This window comes from Rhodoferax sp. (genome assembly GCF_034520025.1).
Taxonomy (GTDB): domain Bacteria; phylum Pseudomonadota; class Gammaproteobacteria; order Burkholderiales; family Burkholderiaceae_C; genus Allorhodoferax.
Map to the genome: position 1 here is coordinate 907,757 of NZ_JAXHNZ010000001.1, position 21,888 is coordinate 929,644.

The 21,888-nt window shown below is 60.5% G+C and carries 19 protein-coding genes and 1 pseudogene; 9 read left to right on the forward strand and 11 right to left on the reverse strand.

Annotated elements, in window-relative coordinates:
* The first annotated feature begins 108 nt into the window (after positions 1 to 108).
* From U5L73_RS04320 to U5L73_RS04335, 4 genes are all read left to right on the forward strand, one after another.
* Positions 109 to 909, forward strand: a complete 801-nt coding sequence (locus U5L73_RS04320; protein WP_322561191.1) for an alpha/beta hydrolase — start codon at positions 109 to 111, stop codon at positions 907 to 909.
* Between the two features lie 23 nt (positions 910 to 932).
* Complete coding sequence (locus U5L73_RS04325) at positions 933 to 1,937, forward strand: GGDEF domain-containing protein (RefSeq protein ID WP_322561192.1); 1,005 nt, start codon at positions 933 to 935, stop codon at positions 1,935 to 1,937.
* A 42-nt stretch (positions 1,938 to 1,979) separates the two neighbouring features.
* Positions 1,980 to 3,476 carry a M48 family metalloprotease gene (locus U5L73_RS04330; RefSeq protein ID WP_322561193.1) on the forward strand — a complete coding sequence of 499 codons (1,497 nt, stop codon included), beginning with the start codon at positions 1,980 to 1,982 and terminating at the stop codon, positions 3,474 to 3,476.
* 61 nt (positions 3,477 to 3,537) lie between these two features.
* Positions 3,538 to 4,680, forward strand: a complete 1,143-nt coding sequence (locus U5L73_RS04335) for a M14-type cytosolic carboxypeptidase (protein ID WP_322561194.1) — start codon at positions 3,538 to 3,540, stop codon at positions 4,678 to 4,680.
* A gap of 19 nt (positions 4,681 to 4,699) precedes the next feature.
* On the opposite strand, the pseudogene U5L73_RS04340 reads toward U5L73_RS04335, so the two are convergent.
* Positions 4,700 to 5,038 (reverse strand): annotated as a pseudogene (locus tag U5L73_RS04340) (FKBP-type peptidyl-prolyl cis-trans isomerase); the annotation flags it as partial.
* A 317-nt stretch (positions 5,039 to 5,355) separates the two neighbouring features.
* On the opposite strand from U5L73_RS04340, the gene U5L73_RS04345 reads away from it, so the two are divergent.
* Positions 5,356 to 5,928, forward strand: coding sequence for a histidine phosphatase family protein (locus tag U5L73_RS04345; protein WP_322561195.1), 573 nt, complete (start codon positions 5,356 to 5,358; stop codon positions 5,926 to 5,928).
* Here U5L73_RS04345 and U5L73_RS04350 read toward each other — a convergent pair whose 3' ends face one another.
* The 10 genes from U5L73_RS04350 to U5L73_RS04395 form a co-directional block, all read right to left on the reverse strand.
* The gene (locus U5L73_RS04350; RefSeq protein ID WP_322561196.1) at positions 5,929 to 6,789 is read right to left on the reverse strand and encodes a demethoxyubiquinone hydroxylase family protein; all 861 of its coding nucleotides are present in this window, start codon (positions 6,787 to 6,789) and stop codon (positions 5,929 to 5,931) included.
* Positions 6,790 to 6,966: 177 nt separating this feature from the next.
* Complete coding sequence (locus U5L73_RS04355) at positions 6,967 to 7,530, reverse strand: pyridoxamine 5'-phosphate oxidase family protein (protein WP_322561197.1); 564 nt, start codon at positions 7,528 to 7,530, stop codon at positions 6,967 to 6,969.
* Positions 7,531 to 7,588: 58 nt separating this feature from the next.
* Positions 7,589 to 8,371, reverse strand: coding sequence for a transporter substrate-binding domain-containing protein (locus U5L73_RS04360; protein ID WP_322561924.1), 783 nt, complete (start codon positions 8,369 to 8,371; stop codon positions 7,589 to 7,591).
* Positions 8,372 to 8,691: 320 nt separating this feature from the next.
* Positions 8,692 to 10,695 carry a molecular chaperone HtpG gene (htpG, locus tag U5L73_RS04365; protein WP_322561198.1) on the reverse strand — a complete coding sequence of 668 codons (2,004 nt, stop codon included), beginning with the start codon at positions 10,693 to 10,695 and terminating at the stop codon, positions 8,692 to 8,694.
* 94 nt (positions 10,696 to 10,789) lie between these two features.
* A complete protein-coding gene (locus U5L73_RS04370; RefSeq protein ID WP_322561199.1) occupies positions 10,790 to 12,058 on the reverse strand; it encodes an alpha/beta hydrolase in 1,269 nt (422 codons plus the stop codon).
* Positions 12,059 to 12,071: 13 nt separating this feature from the next.
* Entirely contained in the window at positions 12,072 to 12,902 is an 831-nt protein-coding gene (locus U5L73_RS04375; RefSeq protein WP_416221277.1) for a pseudouridine synthase, read from the reverse strand.
* A 289-nt stretch (positions 12,903 to 13,191) separates the two neighbouring features.
* Positions 13,192 to 13,800 carry a retropepsin-like aspartic protease gene (locus U5L73_RS04380; RefSeq protein WP_322561201.1) on the reverse strand — a complete coding sequence of 203 codons (609 nt, stop codon included), beginning with the start codon at positions 13,798 to 13,800 and terminating at the stop codon, positions 13,192 to 13,194.
* Between the two features lie 17 nt (positions 13,801 to 13,817).
* Positions 13,818 to 14,066, reverse strand: coding sequence for a DUF3297 family protein (locus U5L73_RS04385; RefSeq protein WP_322561202.1), 249 nt, complete (start codon positions 14,064 to 14,066; stop codon positions 13,818 to 13,820).
* A gap of 13 nt (positions 14,067 to 14,079) precedes the next feature.
* Positions 14,080 to 16,104 carry a putative bifunctional diguanylate cyclase/phosphodiesterase gene (locus U5L73_RS04390; protein ID WP_322561203.1) on the reverse strand — a complete coding sequence of 675 codons (2,025 nt, stop codon included), beginning with the start codon at positions 16,102 to 16,104 and terminating at the stop codon, positions 14,080 to 14,082.
* A gap of 41 nt (positions 16,105 to 16,145) precedes the next feature.
* Positions 16,146 to 16,889, reverse strand: a complete 744-nt coding sequence (locus U5L73_RS04395; RefSeq protein ID WP_322561204.1) for a Crp/Fnr family transcriptional regulator — start codon at positions 16,887 to 16,889, stop codon at positions 16,146 to 16,148.
* 176 nt (positions 16,890 to 17,065) lie between these two features.
* Here U5L73_RS04395 and U5L73_RS04400 point away from each other — a divergent pair, with 176 nt between their 5' ends.
* The 4 genes from U5L73_RS04400 to U5L73_RS04415 are packed head-to-tail and all read left to right on the forward strand — an operon-like array spanning position 17,066 to position 21,832.
* Positions 17,066 to 19,018 (forward strand): AMP-dependent synthetase/ligase, encoded by a 1,953-nt coding sequence (locus U5L73_RS04400; RefSeq protein WP_322561205.1) that lies wholly within the window; start codon positions 17,066 to 17,068, stop codon positions 19,016 to 19,018.
* A complete protein-coding gene (locus U5L73_RS04405) occupies positions 19,015 to 19,800 on the forward strand; it encodes an ABC transporter ATP-binding protein (protein WP_313875013.1) in 786 nt (261 codons plus the stop codon). The genes U5L73_RS04400 and U5L73_RS04405 overlap by 4 nt, the downstream gene beginning before the upstream one ends.
* Before the next feature lie 14 nt (positions 19,801 to 19,814).
* A complete protein-coding gene (locus U5L73_RS04410; RefSeq protein WP_313875014.1) occupies positions 19,815 to 20,744 on the forward strand; it encodes a branched-chain amino acid ABC transporter permease in 930 nt (309 codons plus the stop codon).
* 11 nt (positions 20,745 to 20,755) lie between these two features.
* Positions 20,756 to 21,832 (forward strand): branched-chain amino acid ABC transporter permease, encoded by a 1,077-nt coding sequence (locus U5L73_RS04415; RefSeq protein ID WP_322561206.1) that lies wholly within the window; start codon positions 20,756 to 20,758, stop codon positions 21,830 to 21,832.
* Positions 21,833 to 21,888 lie beyond the last annotated feature (56 nt).

The window sequence follows — 21,888 nt, forward strand, 5'->3', positions numbered from 1 at the left end:
AGAGCTTCGGGCTGAATGCCCTTGAATCTTCAACAATATTCCCGCACAGCTTGGACAATGTTTTAGACTCTCCTCACAATTTCTAGGCGTAGCGCGAGGCGAGAGAATATGGACATACTCAAGCGGAACAACGTCAAAGTAAAAGGCGAAGGTAACAAAGTGCTGCTCTTCGCCCATGGTTTCGGGTGCAATCAGAATATGTGGTCTCAGGTTGCGCCGGCCTTTCTCGAGGGTTACCGGGTTGTGCTGTTTGACTATGTGGGCAGTGGCGCGTCCTCTGCAATCGACTTCGACCACCGCCGCTACAGCACGCTCAATGGCTATGCCCGTGACGTTCTTGATGTCTGTGAAGCGCTGGATTTGACCAGTGACGTTACCTTTGTGGGCCACTCGGTGAGTTGCTCGATTGGCATGTTGGCGTCAATTGCAAGTCCCGGTTTGTTTGAGCGGCTGATCATGGTGGGGCCTTCCCCGTGTTTTGTGAACCATCTGCCTGACTACGTGGGCGGGTTTGAGCGCACCGACCTAGACGGTCTGCTGGCTTTGATGGATCAAAACTACATCGGATGGGCAAACTACCTGACGCCCGTAATATCCGGCGAGAGCAATGGAGGCCCTGTTGCCAGTGAGTTGGCAGAGAGTTTCTGTTCCACGGACCCGATCATGGCCCGCATTTTTGCGGAGGCCACCTTTTATGCCGACAACCGCGCGGACCTGCAATACGTGGATTGCCCCAGCCTGATCCTGCAGCACCGGCACGACGCGCTCGCACCTGTTGAGGTGGGCGAGTATTTGCACAGCCATTTGCGCAGCAGCACCTTGCAGGTGCTCGATGTGGTGGGGCATTGCAGCCATATGTCGCACCCGCAACTGGTGATAGATGCGATGCGCAACTATTTGCCGGCCTGACATTCACCCACCTTGGCGACTCTTTGAAACCTTACCTAGACCTGCTGCCCAGCCCTGTGCTGGTGACGGATGCGTTGGGCCACATCAGAGAGGCGAATCTTGATTTGCTTGCGCTTGTCGGCGGAGAGACCGAGAGCTGGCAGGGGCGCTATATCGATGCCTTGATGCCTGCCTCTAGCCGCATTTTTCTGCAAACCCATGTGTGGCCCATGGTGCTGCGCCATCGCATGGTCCAAGAGATGTATCTGCACTTGAATACCCACACCCAGGAGCAAGTGCCGGTCATGGTGAATGCGCGCCATGGCCTGTGGAACGAGCGGGAGTGTATTTTTTGGGTGTTTTATGTAGCCCATGAGCGCAGCCGCTTTGAGGCTGAGTTGCTCGAAGCACGCGGCCGTGCGCAACGCCTGGCCACCGAGTTGTCGGTGGCGAACTCGGAGTTGCGGACCTTACACGCGGAATTGGCACAACGCGCGGAGTTCGTCGAGTCGCAAAATCGTGAGCTATCGACCCTCAGTGAAACAGATCCCTTAACCGGGCTTGGAAACCGCAGGGCCTTGGAGCGCGCGGTGGCGCATTGGCAGAGCCAAGCGTCGATCGGGACGCCTGCGGCTCTGATGATGGTGGATGTAGACCACTTCAAGCGTGTGAACGACAGCTACGGTCACGATGAAGGTGATCGGGTGTTGCAGCAACTGGCCCAGCAACTGCAGGCCAGCCGCCGGGGCAGCGACCTGGTGGTGCGCTACGGCGGTGAAGAGTTCGCCATCTGGTTGCCAGGGGGCACGCCCGATGGTGCGCGCTCTGTCGTAAGCCTCGCACACGCGATGGTGAAACAGGTGCGGGTGGGTAACAAACCAATTTCGGTCAGCATTGGTGTGGTGTGCGCCCAGCACACCCTACACAAAGAGCGGGATATGGTGTTTTTGAGCCGCTTGCTGCATCAAGCGGATTTAGCGCTCTACCGCGCCAAAGCCGCTGGCCGCGACCGCACCGAGTGGCATACCAGCACCGTAGGACTCTCCTAAAATTGACGGACAGCGCGTAAGCGTATTCAAACGAGGTGGTGCATGCGTTCTTGGATGGTTACAGCGCTGGTCAGCAGCGCATTGCTGGTGGCCTGCGGCACCAATGTCGTCAATCCGGTGACGGGGCAAACAGAGCGCTCAGCCATGAGCGAAGAAGCCGAAGTCGCCGAGGGCGCCAAAGGCCACCAAGAGGTGTTGCAGGAATATGGCGTGGTGAACAACCCCGCGCTGCAGTCGTATGTCAATGCTCTGGGGCAGCGCCTCGCGGGGCAAAGTCATCGCAGCCAGTTGCAGTGGCGTTTTACGGTGCTGGACAGCCCGGAGATCAACGCCTTTGCGCTGCCCGGTGGCTATGTGTATGTCACCCGCGGCATCATGGCGTATATGGACAGCGAGGCCGACCTGGCCGGTGTGATCGGCCATGAAATCGGCCATGTGACCGCGCGTCACGGCGCTCAGCGTGCCACCAGTCAGCAAAACGCCGGGCTCGGTGTGTTTGCCGCCAGCGTGCTGGGTGCGGTGGCAGAGGCTTACGGCGTTGCCGGTGCCGGGCAACTGGCGGGCCAAGTGTCGCAAAACGTGGCAGCTGGCTACATCGCTTCGTACGGCCGTGAGCAAGAGTTGCAAGCAGATGGCTTGGGCGCGGAGTACCTGTTTCGCACCCGCTACGACCCGCGCAACATGATTGACGTGATCAAGGTCCTGAAAAACCAGGAGCTGTTTGCTGCAGACCAGGCCAAGGCGGAGGGGCGCCCTGTACCCGCCAAGGGCGATTGGTTGTCCTCCCACCCCAGCAACGACCAACGCCTGGAAACGATCAGCCGCCTGGCCGCGCAGTACCAGTCGCGTGAGCGTTATGACGATGATGGCCGCAACCGCTATCTGCAGGCCATCCAAAGCATGAGCTTTGGTGACAGCCCTGACCAGGGGCTGGTGCGGGGCCAGAACTTTTACCATGAGCCTCTGGGTTTGGCTCTTACCGCACCGGCGGGCTGGTATGTGCAAAACGAGCCTGAGCAACTTGCCTTTATCAACACGGCCCGCGATGCGGCGCTGCTGGTACGTGTAGTGCCCGCAGCGGCGGGCGAGGCGCCGCCTGATGTGGTTCGCAACCTGCTCAAGCCTACACAGGGCCGCTTGGAGCCCACCACCATCAACGGGCTGCAAGCCTCCCGTTTCACCGGTGCGCGGTCTGGTGCCAACGGTAGCAGCGTGCCACTGGAGGCCACAGTGATCACCGGCCCCGGCGACCGGGTGTATCTGCTGCAATCCACCGCCAAAGATGCCAATGCCTTGACCCGTGCGCGCGCAGGTTTGCGCGAGGCCGAGGGCAGCTTTCGCGCCCTGACCGCCCAAGACCGCGCTGCGGCCCGGCCATGGGTCATCAAGACGGCGCCGTACCCCAAGGGCGGGTTCGCCGAGTTGGCCAAAAACTCGCCAATTGCGCGCCCCGAGCAACAGTTGCGCCTGATCAACGGCTACTACGGCGGCGGTGAGCCTGCGGTGGGTCAGCTGGTCAAGGTTGTGGCTCTCAAGTAGTTTGCTATATTTTTAAGAGCGTATCGCGCATATTCTGCGAGCGCTAACGCCCATTTTGACCATGCCCCAACTCTCTATTTCCTCGCAGTTCGATGCCGGTGCCATTGAGGTGGTGCGTGCGGAGGTAGCGCACGACATCCAACTGCGTATCCGCCCGGATACGGCTGCCGAGTTCGCCCAGTGGTTTTACTTTTGTCTGCAGGGAGCTGCGGGTCAGGCGGCGACTTTGCGGTTCATGAATGCCTCCGAATCCGCCTACCCCAGAGGCTGGGAGGGATACCAGGTGCTGGCTAGCGAAGACCGTCAGCACTGGCGGCGCATAGACACCCACTACGACGGCACCGTGATGACGGCCCGCGTCACACCGCAGGGCAATGCCATTTACTTCGCGTATTTCGAGCCGTACTCTTACGAGCAACATCTCGACTTGCTGGCTGCGGCGACCGCTTCTCCGTTGGTCACCTTGCAGCGATTGGGCACCACCGTGCAGGGGCGCGATATGAGCCTGCTGTGCATTGCAGACCCTCATACCCAACTTCTGGAGGTCGATAAAAAGAATGTGTGGCTCATTGCCCGCCAGCACCCCGGCGAGACGATGGCGGAGTGGTTCATTGAGGGTTTTTTGGAGCGCCTGCTGGATGCGGATGACTCGGTGAGCCGCACGTTGTTGCAGCGCTGCAACTTCTATGTGGTGCCCCACATGAATCCGGATGGCGCGGTGCTGGGCAACCTGCGCACCAATGCCGCCGGCGCCAACCTGAACCGCGAATGGGGGGCCCCCAGCATGGAGCGTTCACCCGAAGTCGCGCTGGTGCGCCAAGCCATGGAGACCACCGGCGTGGACCTGTGCCTGGACGTGCACGGTGACGAAGCTCTGCCATGCAACTTTGTGGTCGGCTCAGAGGGCACGCCGGGTTACACCCCGCGTATTGCCGAGTTGGAAGACGACTTCAAAACTTCCTGGATGCGCACCTGCCCCGACTTCCAGGACACCCTCAACTACGGCCGCGTGCCGGCCGGTCAGGCCAACTTATCCTTGGCCACCAACTGGATAGCCCAGCGATTCGGTTGCATGGCCCTGACCATCGAGATGCCCTTCAAAGACAACGTCAACCTGCCCGACCCCGCCACCGGTTGGAGCGGCCAGCGCTCCAAAAAGCTGGGGGCGAGTGTGCTGCAGCCGCTGCTGCAGTGGTCAGTCTAGAGCCTGGATGGCTGGCGGCTTACTTGCCGTTCACGCCCAGCAACTCCACCTCAAACACCAGCGTTGCGTTCGGGGGAATCACGCCACCGGCACCGCGCGCACCGTAGGCAATTTCCGATGGGCAAGTCAGCTTGGCTTTGCCGCCGGTTTTCATGCGCTGTACACCCTCGGTCCAGCATGCAATTACTCCATTGAGCGGGAAGTCAATCGGCTGGCCGCGCTTGTACGAGCTGTCGAATTCCCGGCCGTCCGGAAAAGTGCCTTTGTAGTGCACGGTTACCTTGTCAGTGGCTTTGGGGCTGGCACCGCTGCCTTCTTTGAGGCTGCGGTACACCAACCCGCTGGCGGTGACCACGGCGCCATCTTCTTTCGCAGCGGCTGCCGTGACGGCGTTTTGGGCAAATGCGCCCTGGGCCTACAAGGCCAGAGCAACACAGGAAATACGGAGGCTGGTTTTCATAGTGGGTCGTAGAGTGAGGTTGAAAAAAAATATGAGTATCCGGCTAGGGCTACCTGGCTTTAACCAAGGGGCCCCTGTCGCGCTACAGGAGCGGCCACGAAGTTGTACCCCATTTTGTCTGAGCATTGCGAATGCGCTGACTGCCGATGCCCTCACTTGGAGGGGTTTTTGCAGGCAGGTAGGCTTTCGGCGAGCGGCTCTGAAAAAATAGCTCTATGAAAATTCGTCAGTCGTTGTTTCGTGGCCTTTTCCTGGTGTCGCTCGGGTGGTCCGCGGCATTTGCTGCGGCTGCCGTGAATGCCAGCGGTGCCGAAGCAGAGCTGAAGCCCGGCAGCGTGGTGCTGATCCGTCATGCTTTGGCCCCCGGTGGGGGCGACCCCGCGCAATTCGTGTTGAATGACTGCAGCACCCAGCGCAATCTCAATGATGAGGGGCGGGCTCAGGCGAGACGGATCGGCAAGTTTTTCCGTCAGCTGCCGGTGCCTGTTGAGGCGGTCTGGTCATCGCAATGGTGCCGGACCCGGGAAACCGCGAATCTGGCGTTTCCGGGTAAGCGGGTGGACCAAGCGGCATTTAATTCATTTTTTGGTGAGCCGGATGCTGCCCCAGCCCAAACGCAGGCAGCAGCAGCCTTGCTCAACGCATGGAACGGCAAGGGCCTCTTGGTGGTGGTGACCCACCAAGTCAATATCACCGCCATTACCGGCGTGGTATCTTCATCCGGCGAGGCGGTGGTGCTCGGGCGGCGCAACGGTGCTTGGGCAGTAACCGGGCGACTCACCCTCTGACTAGATACGCCGCGCTAGCCATACGCCGACGACCGAGCCGGCCCCTATGGCTTTGCACCACACGCGCACAAACCAGCCCGGCGGAGTGACCAGCCGGTTGCTGGCCTCCTCGAGGTGCTCGCGCTCATCATTGCGGCAATCGCTTAAGAGCCGCAGCAGCGTGGCGGCTTCGGGTCGGCCGGCAATCCGGTCCAGTTGGTCTTGGTAGTGCTTGTCGACAAAGGTTTCAATTGCCGCCACAGTGGCATACGTCGCAGGGGGGCTTACAAGCGCTGGCACGGCGCCTGCAACAAACCCCGCAGCCCGCCACAGAGGCAAGAGCCAGCTGCGTCGCAGGGGCGGCAACAGGGCGTTCATGACTTCGAGGTGCTCTTGTTCTGTTTGCAGGTGCCGCTGTGCGAACTCTCGGATGTCGGTGTGACGAGTGGCCCACAACATGCCGCGGTATACCGCGACCGCGCCGGTCTCGCCCGCGTGGTCCGAGCGGAGGTCGCCCACCATATCAGCGGGTAGATGCGCCAGTTCGGCGGCACGCATCCATTCTTGCAACCGAGGCCTGAAACGCAAAAAGTGGACATAAGACCATTCGAGCACCGGTGTTACCCCAGGCAGTTGTCCGAACCGCCCCAGCCAACGCCAGCCCGGCATGGCTAACCACAACGAAACAAATGCAGCGGCCCCGCTGAGCATGCGCCCGTCTGCTTGCCGCACATGAAATCGAGCCAGCAATCGCGCCTGCTCTGCAGGCTCTAAGCCGCTGTGCACCTCGCTCACATCCAGCCACTGCACCGGCTGCAAAGAGTCCAACGATTGGTAGAGCCCAATCTCACGGCGACATAAAGGGCAGGAGCCATCAAACATGACGGTGAGTCCGGCGCATGAGCGTTCAGCGGGCTGCGCGGCCGGCTGCTCAAGAGTCGGTGGTGAGGTTGGAGAAGAGGGGCGGGTCGCTGCGGACATGGGGTGCTCGAGAGCGCCAGAACATGCTGGCCACCCCAGTTTTAGCGCAATCCTGCAGGCCTTGTTTGTGACGCGGGTTTACGGAACCCGCCAAGTCCAACCGGTCTGGGTCAGGCTCGCGCGGCGGTGGCCGCTTCTTGCGAGCTCGAGCCAGTCGATTTCAAGCACCTGCAGCTTGATAAGTGCGAGGTGGTGGGGCCCGCTGACGCCCTTGGAGTGTCCTTCGGCTGCTGTATCCAGCACTGCGCCGGGTGCCTGAGCCGACAGGTAGTCTCCCGCGGCTGCGGAGGTGCTGATGCGTGCCCACACCGCATCCACCTCCGGGCCGCTACGCTGCACGGTGGCTTGCGCCCGCATGCGGAGCTGCCAGCTCAGCCGCTTGCTCCAGAACACTAGGCTCACCTGGGGGGCAGCCTCCAGCTCGGCGACTTTGGGGCTGCGACTGTCGGTGTAGATGTGCAACACGGCCCGCCCCGAATCGGCGTGACGCAACACGACTGTGCGTGCTTGCGGCGCACCATCCACCCCCAGGGTGGCTAGCACGGGCGTGCGCCATTCGTGGTGCCGGTCCACAACTGCACGCTGCAACTCCTGCCATATGCGGTGGCGGATATCCGATTTGCTCAAAAGATGTGTGTCCACAGAGTGGGGCTGCCAATGGCAGTGCTGGAAATGAGGGGCCGATGATAGCGCCGGCCTGTCAGCGTGCTGAGCTGTTCAATTGGCTGGCCAGCCGTTGCCGGTAGGGCTTGACCAGATAGGCCGGCAACCATCGCTCATAGGAGGCAGTCAGTGCGGGGTTGTTGCGATATGAGCTTGCCAGTCGGTTGAGCTCGGCAAATGTCTGGTCGGTTTGCGGGCTCTTGGTGCAGCTAAAGCGACCGGCTAGCAAGTCGCTGTTTTCTGCAATCGGATAGAAATGCAGTTTGGAGGATGCGCTGTCGTAGTAAGCAACCTCGCTGTGGTATGCGATCGTGTAATCAAACCGGTGCTTTTGCAGCATGGTGATCAACGATTTGGTCGAATTGTCCTGACTCACCTGAATGATCGGGCGTGCGTTGGATTGCACCAAGGGCCTGAGCATGTCATCCAGCTTGGTGCCGTAGGTCCTGCTACCCGCGACCCCCGCACTCAGGTCGTTTTGCTCCAAGAGGTCTCGCAAGCGGACTTCGCCCTCTTTGTTCAGAAAGCGCTTGAACTGGTCCTGGTCTTTGGCCCTGATGACCAACCCGACCGGGTACACAAAGCCATAAGGTGCGGTAAAACGCAAATAGGACTCGCGCTCCGGCGTCTGAGCTGCCATGGCCGAGCAGTAGGCGCCGCCGTTTTTGGCAACAAACAGGACCCGTGGCCAAGGCAGTACTTCTTCTTGGATGCGATGCTGCGGCAGTGCTTGTTGCACCTGCTTCAGCAGCAGGTTCATGTAGCCGATGTGCTTGGCGTCTTTGTCGAACGTTGCCAAAGGCGGGAAGTCGGCACTCAGCTAGGTAATGTCTTCGGCGCAAGCCGATGCCCATGGCATCAACGCACTGATGCAGCACGCGAGGGCTGCAGATGTCTTGTTCATAGATGCGCAATATTTTAGAGGGCAACAACGAGCATCAGCATAGCTCCAAGTGATTCCCGCCGCGGCTAGGGTCATCACTGAGCGTGGACCGGCTTGCAACACCCCTTTAAGCAAAAAGCCCTGCCAGTCTTTCGACGGCAAGGCTTTTATTGGTGCAATTTGCTATAAAAATAATAGCTTTATGCGCATATTTTATGAGGGCTAGAGGCTCATTTTGCCTCTAATTGCCCTTATGGTTACACCAGCAGCGCATTCACCCGCTTGACGTACTCGGCAGGGTCGGCTGGTAGGCCACCTTCGGCCAGCAAGGCCTGATCGAACAAGATGTGGGCCAGGTCATGGAAATGCACCGAGCCGTCCAGCTTCTTCACGAGCGGGTGATCGGCGTTTACTTCCAACACCGGTTTCACTTCGGGCGCGCTCTGGCCGGCTTGCTTGAGCATGCGTGCCAACTGGGTGCTCATGCCGTGGTCTTGCACCACCAAGCAGGCGGGGCTGTCGACCAGGCGGCTGGTCACACGCACGTCGTCGGCTTTGTCTTTGAGTGCTTCTTTCAGCTTGGCGAGCACCGGTTTGAAGGCTTCAGCAGCCTCTTCAGCGGCTTTCTTTTCAGACTCGTCTTGCAGCTTGCCGAGGTCCACCGCGCCCTTGGCCACGCTTTGCATGGGCGTGCCGTCAAAGTCGTGCAGGTAGTTCAGGGCCCACTCGTCCACACGGTCGGTCATCAAGAGTACTTCGATGCCCTTTTTCTTGAACACTTCGAGCTGCGGGCTGTTCTTGGCGGCGGCCAAGGTGTCGGCGGTGATGTAGTAGATGGCCTCTTGGCCTTCTTTCATGCGCGCCTTGTAGTCCGCCAGGCTTACGCTGGCGGTGTCGCTGGTAGTGGATGCAAAGCGCAGCAGCTTGGCCAGACGGTCTTTGTTGCCGAAGTCTTCGCCCAGACCTTCTTTGAGCACCGCGCCGAACTCGGCATAGAACTTGGTGTACTTGCCCAGGTTGGCTTCTTGCTCGGCCTTTTCTTCAGCGCTAAGGACGTCAGTCACGCCATCAGCGGTTTCAGGCAGCTTGTCGTTCTTAGCCAGGGTTTCCAGCATGGAGAGCACACGCTTGGTGTTGCCATCGCGGATGGCTTTCACGTCGCGGCTCTCTTGCAGCAGCTCACGGCTCACGTTCAAGGGTAGGTCGGCGGAATCCACCACGCCTTTCACAAAACGCAGGTAGCTGGGCAACAGGGCTTCTGCGTCGTCCATGATGAACACGCGCTTCACATACAGCTTCAAACCGGCCTTGTGGTCGCGGTTGTACAGGTCCATGGGCGCTTTGCCGGGGATGTACAGCAGCTGGGTGTATTCGGTGCTGCCTTCCACCCGGTTGTGGGTGTGGGCCAGGGGGGCTTCAAAGTCGTGGCTGATCTGTTTGTAGAAGTCGTCGTATTGCTCTTGGGTGACGTCCTTCTTGGCGCGGCTCCAGATGGCGTTGGCCTTGTTGACGGTTTCCCACTCGCCGGTCTTGACCATGCCACCGGGCTGGCGGCCATCGTTTTCGTCCGAAGGGTTGATTAGCTCGCCGTCTTTCCACTCTTCCTTTTCCATCAAGATGGGCAGGCTGATGTGGTCGGAGTACTTGTTGATGATGCCCTTGACCTTCCAAGCCTGGGCGTAGTCCATCGCGTCTTTACGCAGGTGCAGGATGACGCTGGTACCGCGGGCTTCCCGGGTGATGGCTTCCACCTCAAACGCACCGCCACCGCTGGCGCCGCCGTCGTTAACACTCGCGCTTGTCCAGCGCACCGCCTCATCGGCCTTCAGGCCTGCGCGGCGGGATTCCACGGTGATTTTGTCGGCCACGATAAAGCCGGAGTAAAAGCCCACGCCGAACTGGCCGATCAGGTTGCTGTCGGCCTTTTGGTCGCCGCTGAGCTTGCTCACAAAGTCTTTGGTGCCGCTCTTGGCAATCGTGCCTAGGTTGTCGATAGCTTCTTGCATCGACAAGCCAATGCCGTTGTCGTTGATGGTGAGCGTCTTGGCGTCCTTGTCAAAGGTGACCTTGACCTTCAGCTCGGAGTCGTTTTCGTACAGGCCGCTGTTGTTGATCGCTTCAAAGCGCAGCTTGTCGCAGGCGTCAGAGGCGTTGGAGATCAACTCGCGCAGGAAAATCTCTTTGTTGGAGTACAGGGAGTGCGTCACCAGGTGCAGCAGCTGGGCTACTTCGGCCTGGAAATTCATGGTTTGCTTGGTCATAGTTCAGTCTCTGAGTCTCAAAAAAGCGATGTGCGCCGCTAGACATTTCGCTCTCGGCACGGGCAACCTTCAATTATGGGCGAGGGCGCCGCTTTCAAGAGGGGGCCAGCCACTCCACCAACAGTTCGCGCACTACAGGGCTGCTGAGCAATTCCATGTGGTTGAGGCGGTACACCACGGCTTGGCGGTTTTTGGGGAAGTGCAGTGTGCGGGCGGCATCGTCGTGCCGGCCCAGGGCGCTGTGCAAGGGCACCAAACCGTCGCCCACCAGGCGCTCGGCCAGCAGGCTGCGCGGTTTGGCTACGGTGGCGGCCACGGTGTAGCAGGTCACGCCCTCTGGCAGGGGTATGTGCGAGCGGCGGTCGGGCTGGCTGCGGAAGCGGTCGTGGCCCAGCCAGTCCGACTCGAGGACCAAACCGTAGCGCAGGTCGGTAATGCCGGCACTGCGCAGCTGGCCCAGCTTGGCCAAAGGGCGCGAATACGGTGTGCTGCCCAGGACCACATCGACCCAGTTGCCCGCCCGCTCCAGCGGCGCGCCGTGGTGGGGGGTGCCGAGAAACACCATGGATTTGAGCAAGCCTCGCCACGGAGCTAAGGTTGCTTCGGCAGTGGCGCAGGCACTGCGTGCGACCAGCCCGCCCATGCTGTGCACCAGCACGGTGATGCTTTCTACCGCCACAGGCCAGTAGGCCACCAGCTCGCCGAGCTTTTCTGACAACCCTGCGCCATTCACCGAGGTGTGCAGGCCGGTGTTGTAGCGCACAAAAACAGGGGTGTAGCCATGGGCGGCAGCCAGTGCGGCGGCGTGGCTGGTGGGGGTGCCGTCTGCTCCCGCATGTTCCCACTGCAGGTCGTTCATGCACAGGCCGTGCAGCACGATAAGCAGCTTGCCGTTGACGGCTGTCGGGGCCGGCATCTGGCCGTGCTCCAGCACAGCGCCGTTGAAACGCACGCTCATTGGAATGGCCAGCGGGTTGCCGGTGGCGGCCAAGTGGTCGCCCAGCACGCCATTGAGCGCAGCCACGACGGCGGCACGTTGGGGGGATTCAGGGGGCTGCGCTCCAGCGGTTTCCAGCCAAGGGGTGAGGGCGCGCAAGGCGGTGTCGGCCGATTTGCCCACCAGGGTGGTGATGCTTCGTACTGCGCTGTACACCCATCCGGTCAGGCCGGTGGCTTGCGGGTGGCTGCCTGTTTGGGTACTGCTGGTGTCGCCCCGTGCGCCCAAGGTCCCAAGCACCGACTGGTGCACACCCTCGGCCATGCGCGTGACGCCCAAAGTGGCCTGGGTGGCCAGCTGGGCTGCACCCCGCAGGTCTTTAGCGATGGCTTTGGCAGAGACCTTGGTGCGGGGCGGTGTGGGCATAGGCGCCTTGTGTTTAAAACTTTTCGTGCGGCTGCAGGTAGCGCCACTGGCCTACCGGCAGATTGCCCAGCATGACCTTGCCGACGCGCACCCGTTTCAGGCCCACCACCTTCAGGCCGACCAGCTCGCACATGCGGCGGATTTGGCGCTTCTTGCCTTCGGTCAGCACAAAGCGCAACTGCTCGGGGTTTTGCCATTCCACCTTGGCGGGCTTCAGGCGCTGGTCGTCCAGGCTCAGGCCGTGCCGCAGCAGTTGCAGCTTCTCGGGCGGGAACACGCTTTGCACATCGCTGGTGACCGGGTCGTCATCGTCCAATCGGATCAGCTGCTGGGGTTGACCTCGGCCGGGCAAGCCGGGGTAGGTGGCAGCCGGCGAATTTGCGGCACTGGGGTTGGCCACCCCTGTGTAGGCCACGCGTACCAGATATTCCTTCTCCATCACCGAGTCTTCGCCGATCAGCTGGCGGGCTACGCGGCCGTCTTGGGTCAGCACCAACAGGCCGGTGGAGTCAATGTCCAGCCGGCCGGCGGGCACCAGGCTCTTGAGTTGGCTGCCGTGGAAAAAGAAGCGTGCGTTGTCATCACGCCAGCGGTTCTGGGGCTGGATGAGCTTGATGGCGGGCTCGTGCCCGTCTTCGGCCTGCCCGCTGACGATGCCCAGCGGCTTGTTGAGCAGGATGGTGACTTGGTTGGCCTGCTGGCCTTGGGCCTGTTTGTCGATCTCGATGCGCACATCGGGCAGCACCTGCATACCCATCTCGGCCACCTTGCCGTTGACCTTGACCCAGCCTTTACCGATCCACTCGTCCGCTTCGCGGCGGGACGCCATGCCGAGGTCGGCCATGCGCTTGTTCAGCCGCACGGTGCCGCCGGCGCCATGGGCGGCGGTGTTGCTCTGGCCCTGGGGAATGGCGCGGTTGCCTGAAGGGCGATTGGCCGCGGGAGGCGGGGCACGTCGTGCGCCCGTGGTGGGGGCGGCTTCATGGGCGGCCGGTGGAGGTGCGCGGCGCAAAACAGGGCGGGGCGAAGTGGGTTCGGTCATGGTGCGGATGCTATGTTTTTAGGAGCTGCTTGCGCACATTCCATGAGCGCTAGAGGCAGATTTTGCTACTAATCGGCAGTGGGTGCCAGTGTTAGCGGGGTTTCAAGACCATCTGGTCTTTGCCAAGGATGACGTCAAACTTGGATAAAAAGGATTGGCCGAGCAGGGCTTGATTGTCGTCGCCCACCGACAGGCCTATGCCGATCCTGACCCGGTTGACCTCTACCGGGCCGATTTGAACGGGGATTCCCTCCACAATGCGCCCGGGCCGGTCGCCATTGGCGGTGCGGAAAACAGTGGAAGTGCCGCCTGTGAGTTGGGCTTGGCGCGCAAAGGTTTCGCTCACCGTCACCAGCGATGCCCCGGTATCCACCAGAAACATCACCTCCCGGCCCTGGATGCGGCCCGGCGCATAAAAATGCCCGTCCAGCGCACGCTGGATGACCAGATCGCCGTTGGCCTGTATCCGGACCTGCTGGGGGCGCAGGTAGTAGGTCATGCCGGCGTACAGCAAACCCATGACCGCGCACCAAAACAGAATGAGCGGAATCAGGCCGGTCTGGCGCGGTGCGGAGGGTGGGGATGCGCTCAAATGGTTGCGACTGAAGGCAGAAAACCGGGCCCGGGTGGCCTCCAGCTGGCGCTCTTTGTCTGTCTCGCGCTGGTGGCTGGGATCCCCGTCCCGGTCTTCATGGGCCATAGTGGCTGGCTGCGGGCTTAGTTGTAAAAGGCCTCGACCTTGCCCTTAAGCTTGATCAGCAGGGGTTTGCCCTTGCGGTCTACAGTTTTGCCGGCGGGCACTTTGATCCAGCCTTCGCTGACACAGTATTCCTCGACGTCGTTGCGCTCTTTGTCGTTAAAGCGAATGCCGATGTCGTGCTCAAACACGGCAGCCACATGGTGCGGGCTGCGCGGGTCGGCAGAGAGGTGATCGGGCAGGGCGGGGCGTTCGGTAGTGTTTGTCATGGCTCGCATTTTCTCATTCCCGGGCGCTGTTCCACGATGCTGACCGCGCTCGCGCCACAAAAGCGTCGGCAGGCAGGGGTTTGGCAAACAGGTAGCCCTGGTATTGCTCGATGCCCTGGGCCCGCACCCACGCCAACTGGGCCGGAGTCTCTACCCCTTCGGCCACGATATGGAGCTGCATCAAGCGGCACATGGACACGATGAGCTCGGCCACCGGGCGATTGGCCTCGATGTCTTGCACAAAGGTTTTGTCCACCTTCAGCACCTGGATCGGAAAACGGTTCAGATAGGCCAAGTTCGAGTAGCCGGTGCCGAAGTCGTCCACGCTGATCGAGAAGCCCATGCGTCGCAAATCGTCCAGCGTTTCATGGGTGTGGGGCGCGACGCCCAGCAACATCGATTCAGTGAGCTCCAGTTCCAAGCGCGCGGGCTGTGCAGCCGCGGCGGTGACGATGCGGGCGAATCGGTTCAGTAGATCCGGGTCTCGAAACTGGCGGGGTGACAGGTTGATCGAGATTTCCAGATCCAGCCCCTCGTGGGCCCACTGCACTTGCTGCCGCGCAGCCTGCTCAAACACCCAGTCGCCCAGGGCATTGATCATGCCGGTGCTCTCGCAGGTGGGAATGAAGGCGTCCGGCCCCACGACGCCGCGCAGCGGGTGGTTCCAGCGGATTAGCGCTTCGGCGCCACGCACCAGGCCGGTCGCAACATCCACGCGGGGCTGGTAGTACAGCTCAAACTCTTCGCGGGTCAGGGCGTGGCGCAGCTCGGTCTCGAGCTCCAGCCGCTGCTGCACCCGCTGCGCCATGGGTAACTCGAAGATGTTGAGCGCGTTGCGGCCGCTCTCTTTGGCGCTGTACATGGCGAGGTCGGCATTGCGCAGCAGGGTGTCCAGCTCTTGGCCGTGTTCGGGGTAAAAGCTCACGCCCACACTGGGGGTGACGATGACTTCGGTGCCATGCAGTTGAATGGGCTGTGCCACGGTGCTGCTCAGGCGCTGACGCACGCGCTCCACCTCGTCGCGGATGTTGTGCGCCACCATCAGGATGAGGAACTCATCCCCGCCCAGCCGGGCCACCATGTCGCTGCTGCGGATAATCGTGCGCAGCCGTTCGGCCACTTGTACCAGCAGGGCGTCGCCCGCAGCATGGCCCAGGGTGTCGTTGATGTCTTTGAAGTGGTCCAGGTCGATGTAGATCAGCGCTGCCTCGGCGGCCCCTTCTCCCATGTCGCGCAAGGTGTCGGCAAAGCGCTGCATCACATGGCTGCGGTTGGGCAGGCCGGTCAGGGGGTCGTGCCGCGCCAGGTACTGCGAGTGGTCTTGCGCGTGCTTGATGGCGGTCACATCCACTTCGCTCATCAGCACCGCATCGCGCCCGGTGACCGCATCACGGCACAGGCGCACCGACACCTCGTGCCAGCGCAGGTTGCGGGTGGTGAGCGTGGGCAGGGTCAGCGTGGCTTCACCGTTCAGCTCGAGCATGGCCAGCATGCGCTCCAGCGCTTCCATGTCCCGAAACCGCTCGGCCATGCGCATGTTGAGGTTGGGCACCGATTCGCGGGCAGCCGGGTTGCGATACAGGACCCCGCCTTCCCGGTCATAGAGGGTGATCATCACATCGGTGTGCAGCAGTGCTTCTACCGAGCGCAGCGCCTCGGGGCGGTCGGGTTCAACGATGCGGCTTTCGCAGAGCATGGCCATGCGCCCGTCCGTCATGTGGATGCCGCTGAGCTGCATATTCATGGAGATGGGCACGCCAGCGGGGTAAATGGTCCACTGCTCGCTGAAGCTGGCGCCGTGCTGCACAAAGTCGCTCTGGTATTGCTTGAGCCGCTTGGCCACTGAGGCCGACATGTCCGCCCCCATGTCGCGGCTGCACAGTTCAGACTGACTTTGCGCGCGCCACAGGGTGAGCGCGGCATCGTTGGCCCAGTGGACTTGGCTCTTGTCGATATCGAACACCCAGATCGGCAGACTGATGCGTTCCAGCAGGCGAAAGTGCTGCCTGCGTGCGTCCAGCTCTTCGCTTGTCAGCATGGTGACTCCCTGTGGTGGTGGCGTATCTTAGAGGGAGCGCGCTAATTCGAAGGCCGGGTGAATACTTTGGAGCGTAGGGCCTGTAAATCCAGCACACGCAAGCCACCGTATTCGACTTTGATAACGGCCTGAGCTTCGAGGGCGTTGAGTGCTTCATTCACCCGCTGGCGCGAGAGGCCTGCCAAGTACGCCAGTTCTTGCTGGGTGATGCGCAGCACCTCACCGACGCCGGGGTAGAGCACCGGGTTGAACAGCGAGGCCAGACTGCGGGCGACCCGGATGTCGGAGTTGGTCATGCGGTCGATTTCGCGGGCGGCAATGAACTGGCCCAAGCGCTCGTTGAGCTGGTTCATCACAAAGCGGTTGAAGGCAATCGAGTGGTCCAACAGCCAATGAAAAGTGTCTACATGCAGCCCCGCCACCAGACTCTTGCGCAGGGCCTGTATGTTGTAGCGGTAGGTCTCGCGCTTGAGGGCCGTGCCCTCACCGAACCACCCGCCGGGTGGTACGCCGGTGAATGTCATGGTCTGGCCTTCGGCGTTGTCGCTGCTCATCTTCAGCAGACCGTCGATCACGCCAAACCAGTAGGTCACCGGCCGCCCCATCCGGCACATGTATTCACCGGGCTCGGCCTCGGCAATACGCAGGTCATCCACAGCACGCTCCCGGTCGGCAGGCGCCAGCAAATTCAGCCATGGAATTGCGTCCAGCTCTGCGGGTGTGAGAGGGCGTCGGCGCTGGTGCAGCGTGGCGTCAGTAGTGGAAGCGGCGCGTGAGGTAGACATCGTGAAAGCTTCAAGTAAACGGTGTGTAAGTTGCCATTCAGCGAAGGGAAAACACCTACCGAGAATTGCTCAAATTGTCGTCCAAACGACAACTTGGCGTCAAATGCAGTCCTACCATTCGGGTCATATCAAAGTCCGCATCGAGCACACCGCGGGCCATAACGAGGTGACACGCAATGGGTACGCACACGACATTTCCGCAGCTGTTGCTGCAACACGCCAGTCAGCGCCCGCAGGCCGCTGCCATGCGCGAAAAGGAATACGGCATCTGGCAATCTCTGAGCTGGGGTGACCTGGCCGTGATGGTGGAGCAGCTCGCTGCCGGACTGCACCAAGCCGGTTTGCAGCGTGGTGACCACATGGTGGTGGTGGGTGCCAACCGCCCCCGCTTGTACGCCACCATGCTGGCCGTGCAGAGCCTTGGCGCTGTGCCTATTCCGCTCTACCAAGATGCTGCCGCACCGGAGTGCGTGTTCCCGATCAATAACGCCGAAGTGCGCTTTGCATTTGCGGAAGACCAGGAGCAGGTCGACAAACTGCTGGAGGTGCGCGAGCAGTGCCCGCAGCTTGCGCACATTTACTTTGACGACCCGCGCGGCTTGCGCAATTACGACCAGCCTGGGCTGGCCGGCATGGATGAGTTGCAAGCCGCCGGCAAAGCATTCGCGGCGATTCACCCCGCGTTCTTCCGCGAAGAAGTGGTCAAGATCATGCACACCGATGTGGCGGCCATGTTCTTCACCTCAGGCACCACCGGCAACCCCAAGGGCGTGGTGCATACGCACGACTCCTTGCTCAACCGGGCACGCGCAGGCGCGGAGTTTGACAAGCTCACCAGTGCTGAAGAAGTGCTGGCCTATATGCCACCCGCCTGGATCGGCCAGAACATCTTCAGCTACGCGCAGTGGTTGTCTTGCGGCTATGTTGTGAATTGCCCGGAAAGCAGCGCGACTGCCACCATCGACCTGAAGGAAATCGGGCCGACTTACTATTTCGCGCCACCCCGGGTTTTTGAGGGCATGCTCACCAGCGTGATGATCCGCATGGAAGACGCTGGCAGCATCAAGCGCAACATGTTCCATTACTTCATGGATGTGGCCAAGCGCGTGGGGCCGGCCCTGATGGATGGGCTGGAGGCGTCGGGTGTTGACCGCGCTTTGTATGCCTTGGGCAATGTGTTTGTTTACGGCCCTTTGCGCAATACGTTGGGCCTCAGCCGCGTGCGGGTGGCCTACACCGCTGGTGAGGCGATCGGCCCCGACCTGTTTACCTTTTACCGCTCGATTGGTATCAACCTGAAGCAGCTGTACGGCTCGACCGAGACAGCGGTGTTTGTGTGCTTGCAGCCCGACAACCAGGCCCGTGCAGACACCGTGGGTGTGCCTTGCGCGGGGGTGGAAATCAAGGTGGCTGATAACGGAGAAATACTGGTCAAGTCGCCAGGACTGCTCAAGGAGTACTACAAAAACCCGGCCGCTACTGCCGAGGTGTTAACGGCCGACGGCTGGTACCACACCAGCGATGCGGGCTTTATTGATGCGCAGGGGCACCTGAAGATCATCGACCGCGTGAAAGACGTGGGGCGCATCAAGGGCGGTGCATTTGACGGCGCCATGTTTGCGCCCAAATACGTGGAGAACAAACTCAAGTTCTTCCAGCACATCAAGGAAGTGGTGGCCTACGGCGATGGCCGCGACCGGGTGTGTGTGTTGATCAACATCGACTTTGACGCTGTGGGCAACTGGGCCGAGCGCCGCAACTTGCCCTATGCGGGCTATACCGATCTGGCGCAAAAGTCCCAGGTGTATGGCTTGATCAAGGAGTGCGTGGAAAAGGTCAATGCCGACCTGAGTGCGGATGCGCTGCTCGCAGGCAGCCAGATCAGCCGCTTCCTGGTGCTGCACAAAGAGCTGGATGCCGACGATGGTGAACTGACCCGTACCAACAAAGTCCGTCGTGGCTTCATTGCTGATAAGTACCAAGTGTTGGTCGATGCGCTCTACGAGGGCAAGACCAGCCAGTTCATCGAGACCGTGGTGAAGTTTGAAGACGGCCGCACCGGCAGCGTCAGCGCCACGCTGCGCATCGAAGACACCCAAACGTTTGCCCCTGTGAAGGCTGCAGCATGAGCGAAAAAAAGATAGGTGACGTCATCCTTGACGTCAAAAACATCTCCCTGCGATTCGGGGGCGTGAAGGCGCTGACCGACATCAGCTTTGATGTGCGCGAACACGAAATCCGCGCCATCATCGGCCCCAACGGCGCGGGCAAAAGCTCCATGTTGAATTGCATCAATGGTGTGTACGCCCCCCAGGAAGGCGCCATCACCTTCCGTGGCCAGCAGTTCAAACACATGGACAGCCACCAAGTGGCGACCATGGGCATTGGCCGCACCTTCCAGAACTTGGCCTTGTTCAAGGGAATGAGCGTGCTGGACAACATCATGTCCGGTCGCAACCTCAAGATCAAAAGCAACATCCTGATGCAGGCCTTGCGCATCGGCCCCGCAGAGCGCGAGGAAATCCAACACCGCGAGGCGGTGGAGCGCATCATCGATTTCCTGGAGATCCAGGCCTATCGTAAAACTCCGGTGGGCCAACTGCCCTACGGCCTGCAAAAGCGGGTGGACTTAGGCCGCGCGTTGGCGATGGAGCCGCAGGTGCTGTTACTCGACGAGCCCATGGCCGGCATGAACGTGGAAGAGAAACAGGACATGTGCCGCTTCGTGCTGGATGTGAACGATGAGTTCGGTACGACGGTGGTGTTGATTGAACACGACATGGGCGTGGTGATGGACATCAGCGACCGTGTGGTGGTGCTCGACTACGGCAAAAAAATCGGCGATGGCACCCCCGACGAAGTGCGCAACAACGCCGATGTGATCAGTGCCTACCTCGGCACCAGCCACTGAAGGGAATGTGAATCATGGGTTTTTTTCTTGAAACACTGTTTGGCGGCCTCATGGCCGGCATGTTGTATGCCCTGGTGGCGCTGGGCTTTGTGCTGATTTTTAAAGCTTCCGGTGTCTTTAACTTTGCGCAAGGCGCCATGGTGTTGTTCGCAGCACTGGCCATGGCGCGTTTCTCCGTGTGGATACCGCAGTGGCTGGGGCTGGAGAGCAAGTTCTTGGGCAATTTGCTGGCCTTCTTTGTGTCGGCGATTTTGATGTTCGTCTTGGCGTGGCTTATCGAGCGCTTGGTCTTGCGCCACCTGGTGAACCAGGAAGGGGTGACCTTGCTGATGGCGACGTTAGGTATTACCTACTTCATCGACGGAGCAGGGCAGACCATCTTCGGCAGCGATATTTACAAGATCGATGTGGGTATGCCCAAAGACCCGATCTTCCTGTTCGAGTCGGTATTCGAGGGTGGCGTGCTGGTCAATCAGGAGGACGTGATTGCCGCTGTAGTGGCCGCTGTGCTCGTTGCGGCACTGTCGCTCTTCTTCCAGAAAACCAGCACCGGTCGTGCGCTGCGCGCTGTGGCAGATGACCATCAGGCGGCACAGAGTATCGGCATACCGTTGAATCGCATCTGGGTGATTGTGTGGTGCGTCGCAGGCATTACCGCCTTGGTGGCAGGGATCATCTGGGGTTCCAAGCTCGGTGTTCAGTTTTCGCTGACGACTGTCGCTTTGCGTGCCCTGCCGGTGATTATTCTGGGTGGGCTCACTTCAGTGCCCGGCGCGATTATTGGCGGATTGATCATCGGCGTCGGAGAGAAGTTATCGGAGGTGTACCTCGGCCCGATGGTGGGCGGTGGCATCGAAATCTGGTTCGCCTATGTGCTGGCGCTGGTATTCCTGCTGTTCCGGCCACAAGGCTTGTTCGGCGAAAAAATCATTGACCGCGTCTAAGGAGCGACTTCATGTTTTACAGAGAGAACGGTCAGTTCAAAACCAGCTACCGCGCTGACCAGCAGATTTTTCCCATCGTGCAAGACCGTTGGGGCCTCTTGGTGCTGTTGGCTGTCGCTGTGTTTGTGGTTCCGATGCTGGTCGACGAGTACATGTTTCGTGCGATCTTGATTCCCTTCTTGATCCTGTCCCTGGCCGCTTTGGGTGTGAATGTGCTGGTGGGGTATTGCGGGCAGATCTCCCTGGGCTCCGGCGCATTCATGGCGGTGGGCGCCTACATGGCCTACAACACCTATGTCCGGATCGAAGGCGTTCCCTTGATCGTGGCCCTGCTTAGCGGCGGCTTTTTTGCAACTTTGGTCGGTATGTTTTTCGGGATCCCGAGCTTGCGGGTCAAAGGCTTGTATTTGGCGGTGGCGACTTTGGCGGCGCAGTTTTTCTGTGATTGGGCTTTCCTGCGGATCAGCTGGTTTACCAACAACAACGCTTCGGGCTCGGTGTCGGTATCCAACCTCTCTGTTCTGGGTTGGACGATTGACTCTCCGGTGGACAAATACTTGCTGTGTTTGGCGTTTGTGGTGGTGTTCGCCCTCATGACCAAAAACTTGGTGCGTTCGGCCATCGGGCGGGAGTGGATGGCCATTCGCGACATGGATGTGGCCGCTGCGGTGATCGGTATTCGCCCGGTGTACGCCAAGCTCAGTGCATTTGCCGTGAGTTCATTCATCATTGGAGTGGCGGGGGGACTTTGGGGCTTTGTGCACTTGGGTTCGTGGGAGCCTGCAGCCTTCTCGATTGATCGCTCTTTTCAGCTGTTGTTCATGGTGATCATCGGCGGCATGGGGTCCATCATGGGGAGCTTCTTCGGGGCCGCATTCATTGTGATCTTGCCTATCTTTTTGAACCAGTTCCTGCCAGCGGTGGGCGACCTGTTCGGCGTCAGCATTTCGACCGCGCTGGTCTCGCACACCGAGTACATGGTGTTCGGTGCCTTGATCGTCTGGTTCTTGATTGTTGAGCCGCACGGGCTGGCCAAACTCTGGTCCATCGGAAAACAAAAAATGCGTCTTTGGCCTTTCCCGCATTGAGGTGCTCAGGCATCTTCGCTTCTTGAAAGTCCGGCTTTCCTCTCTCGCTTCAACCA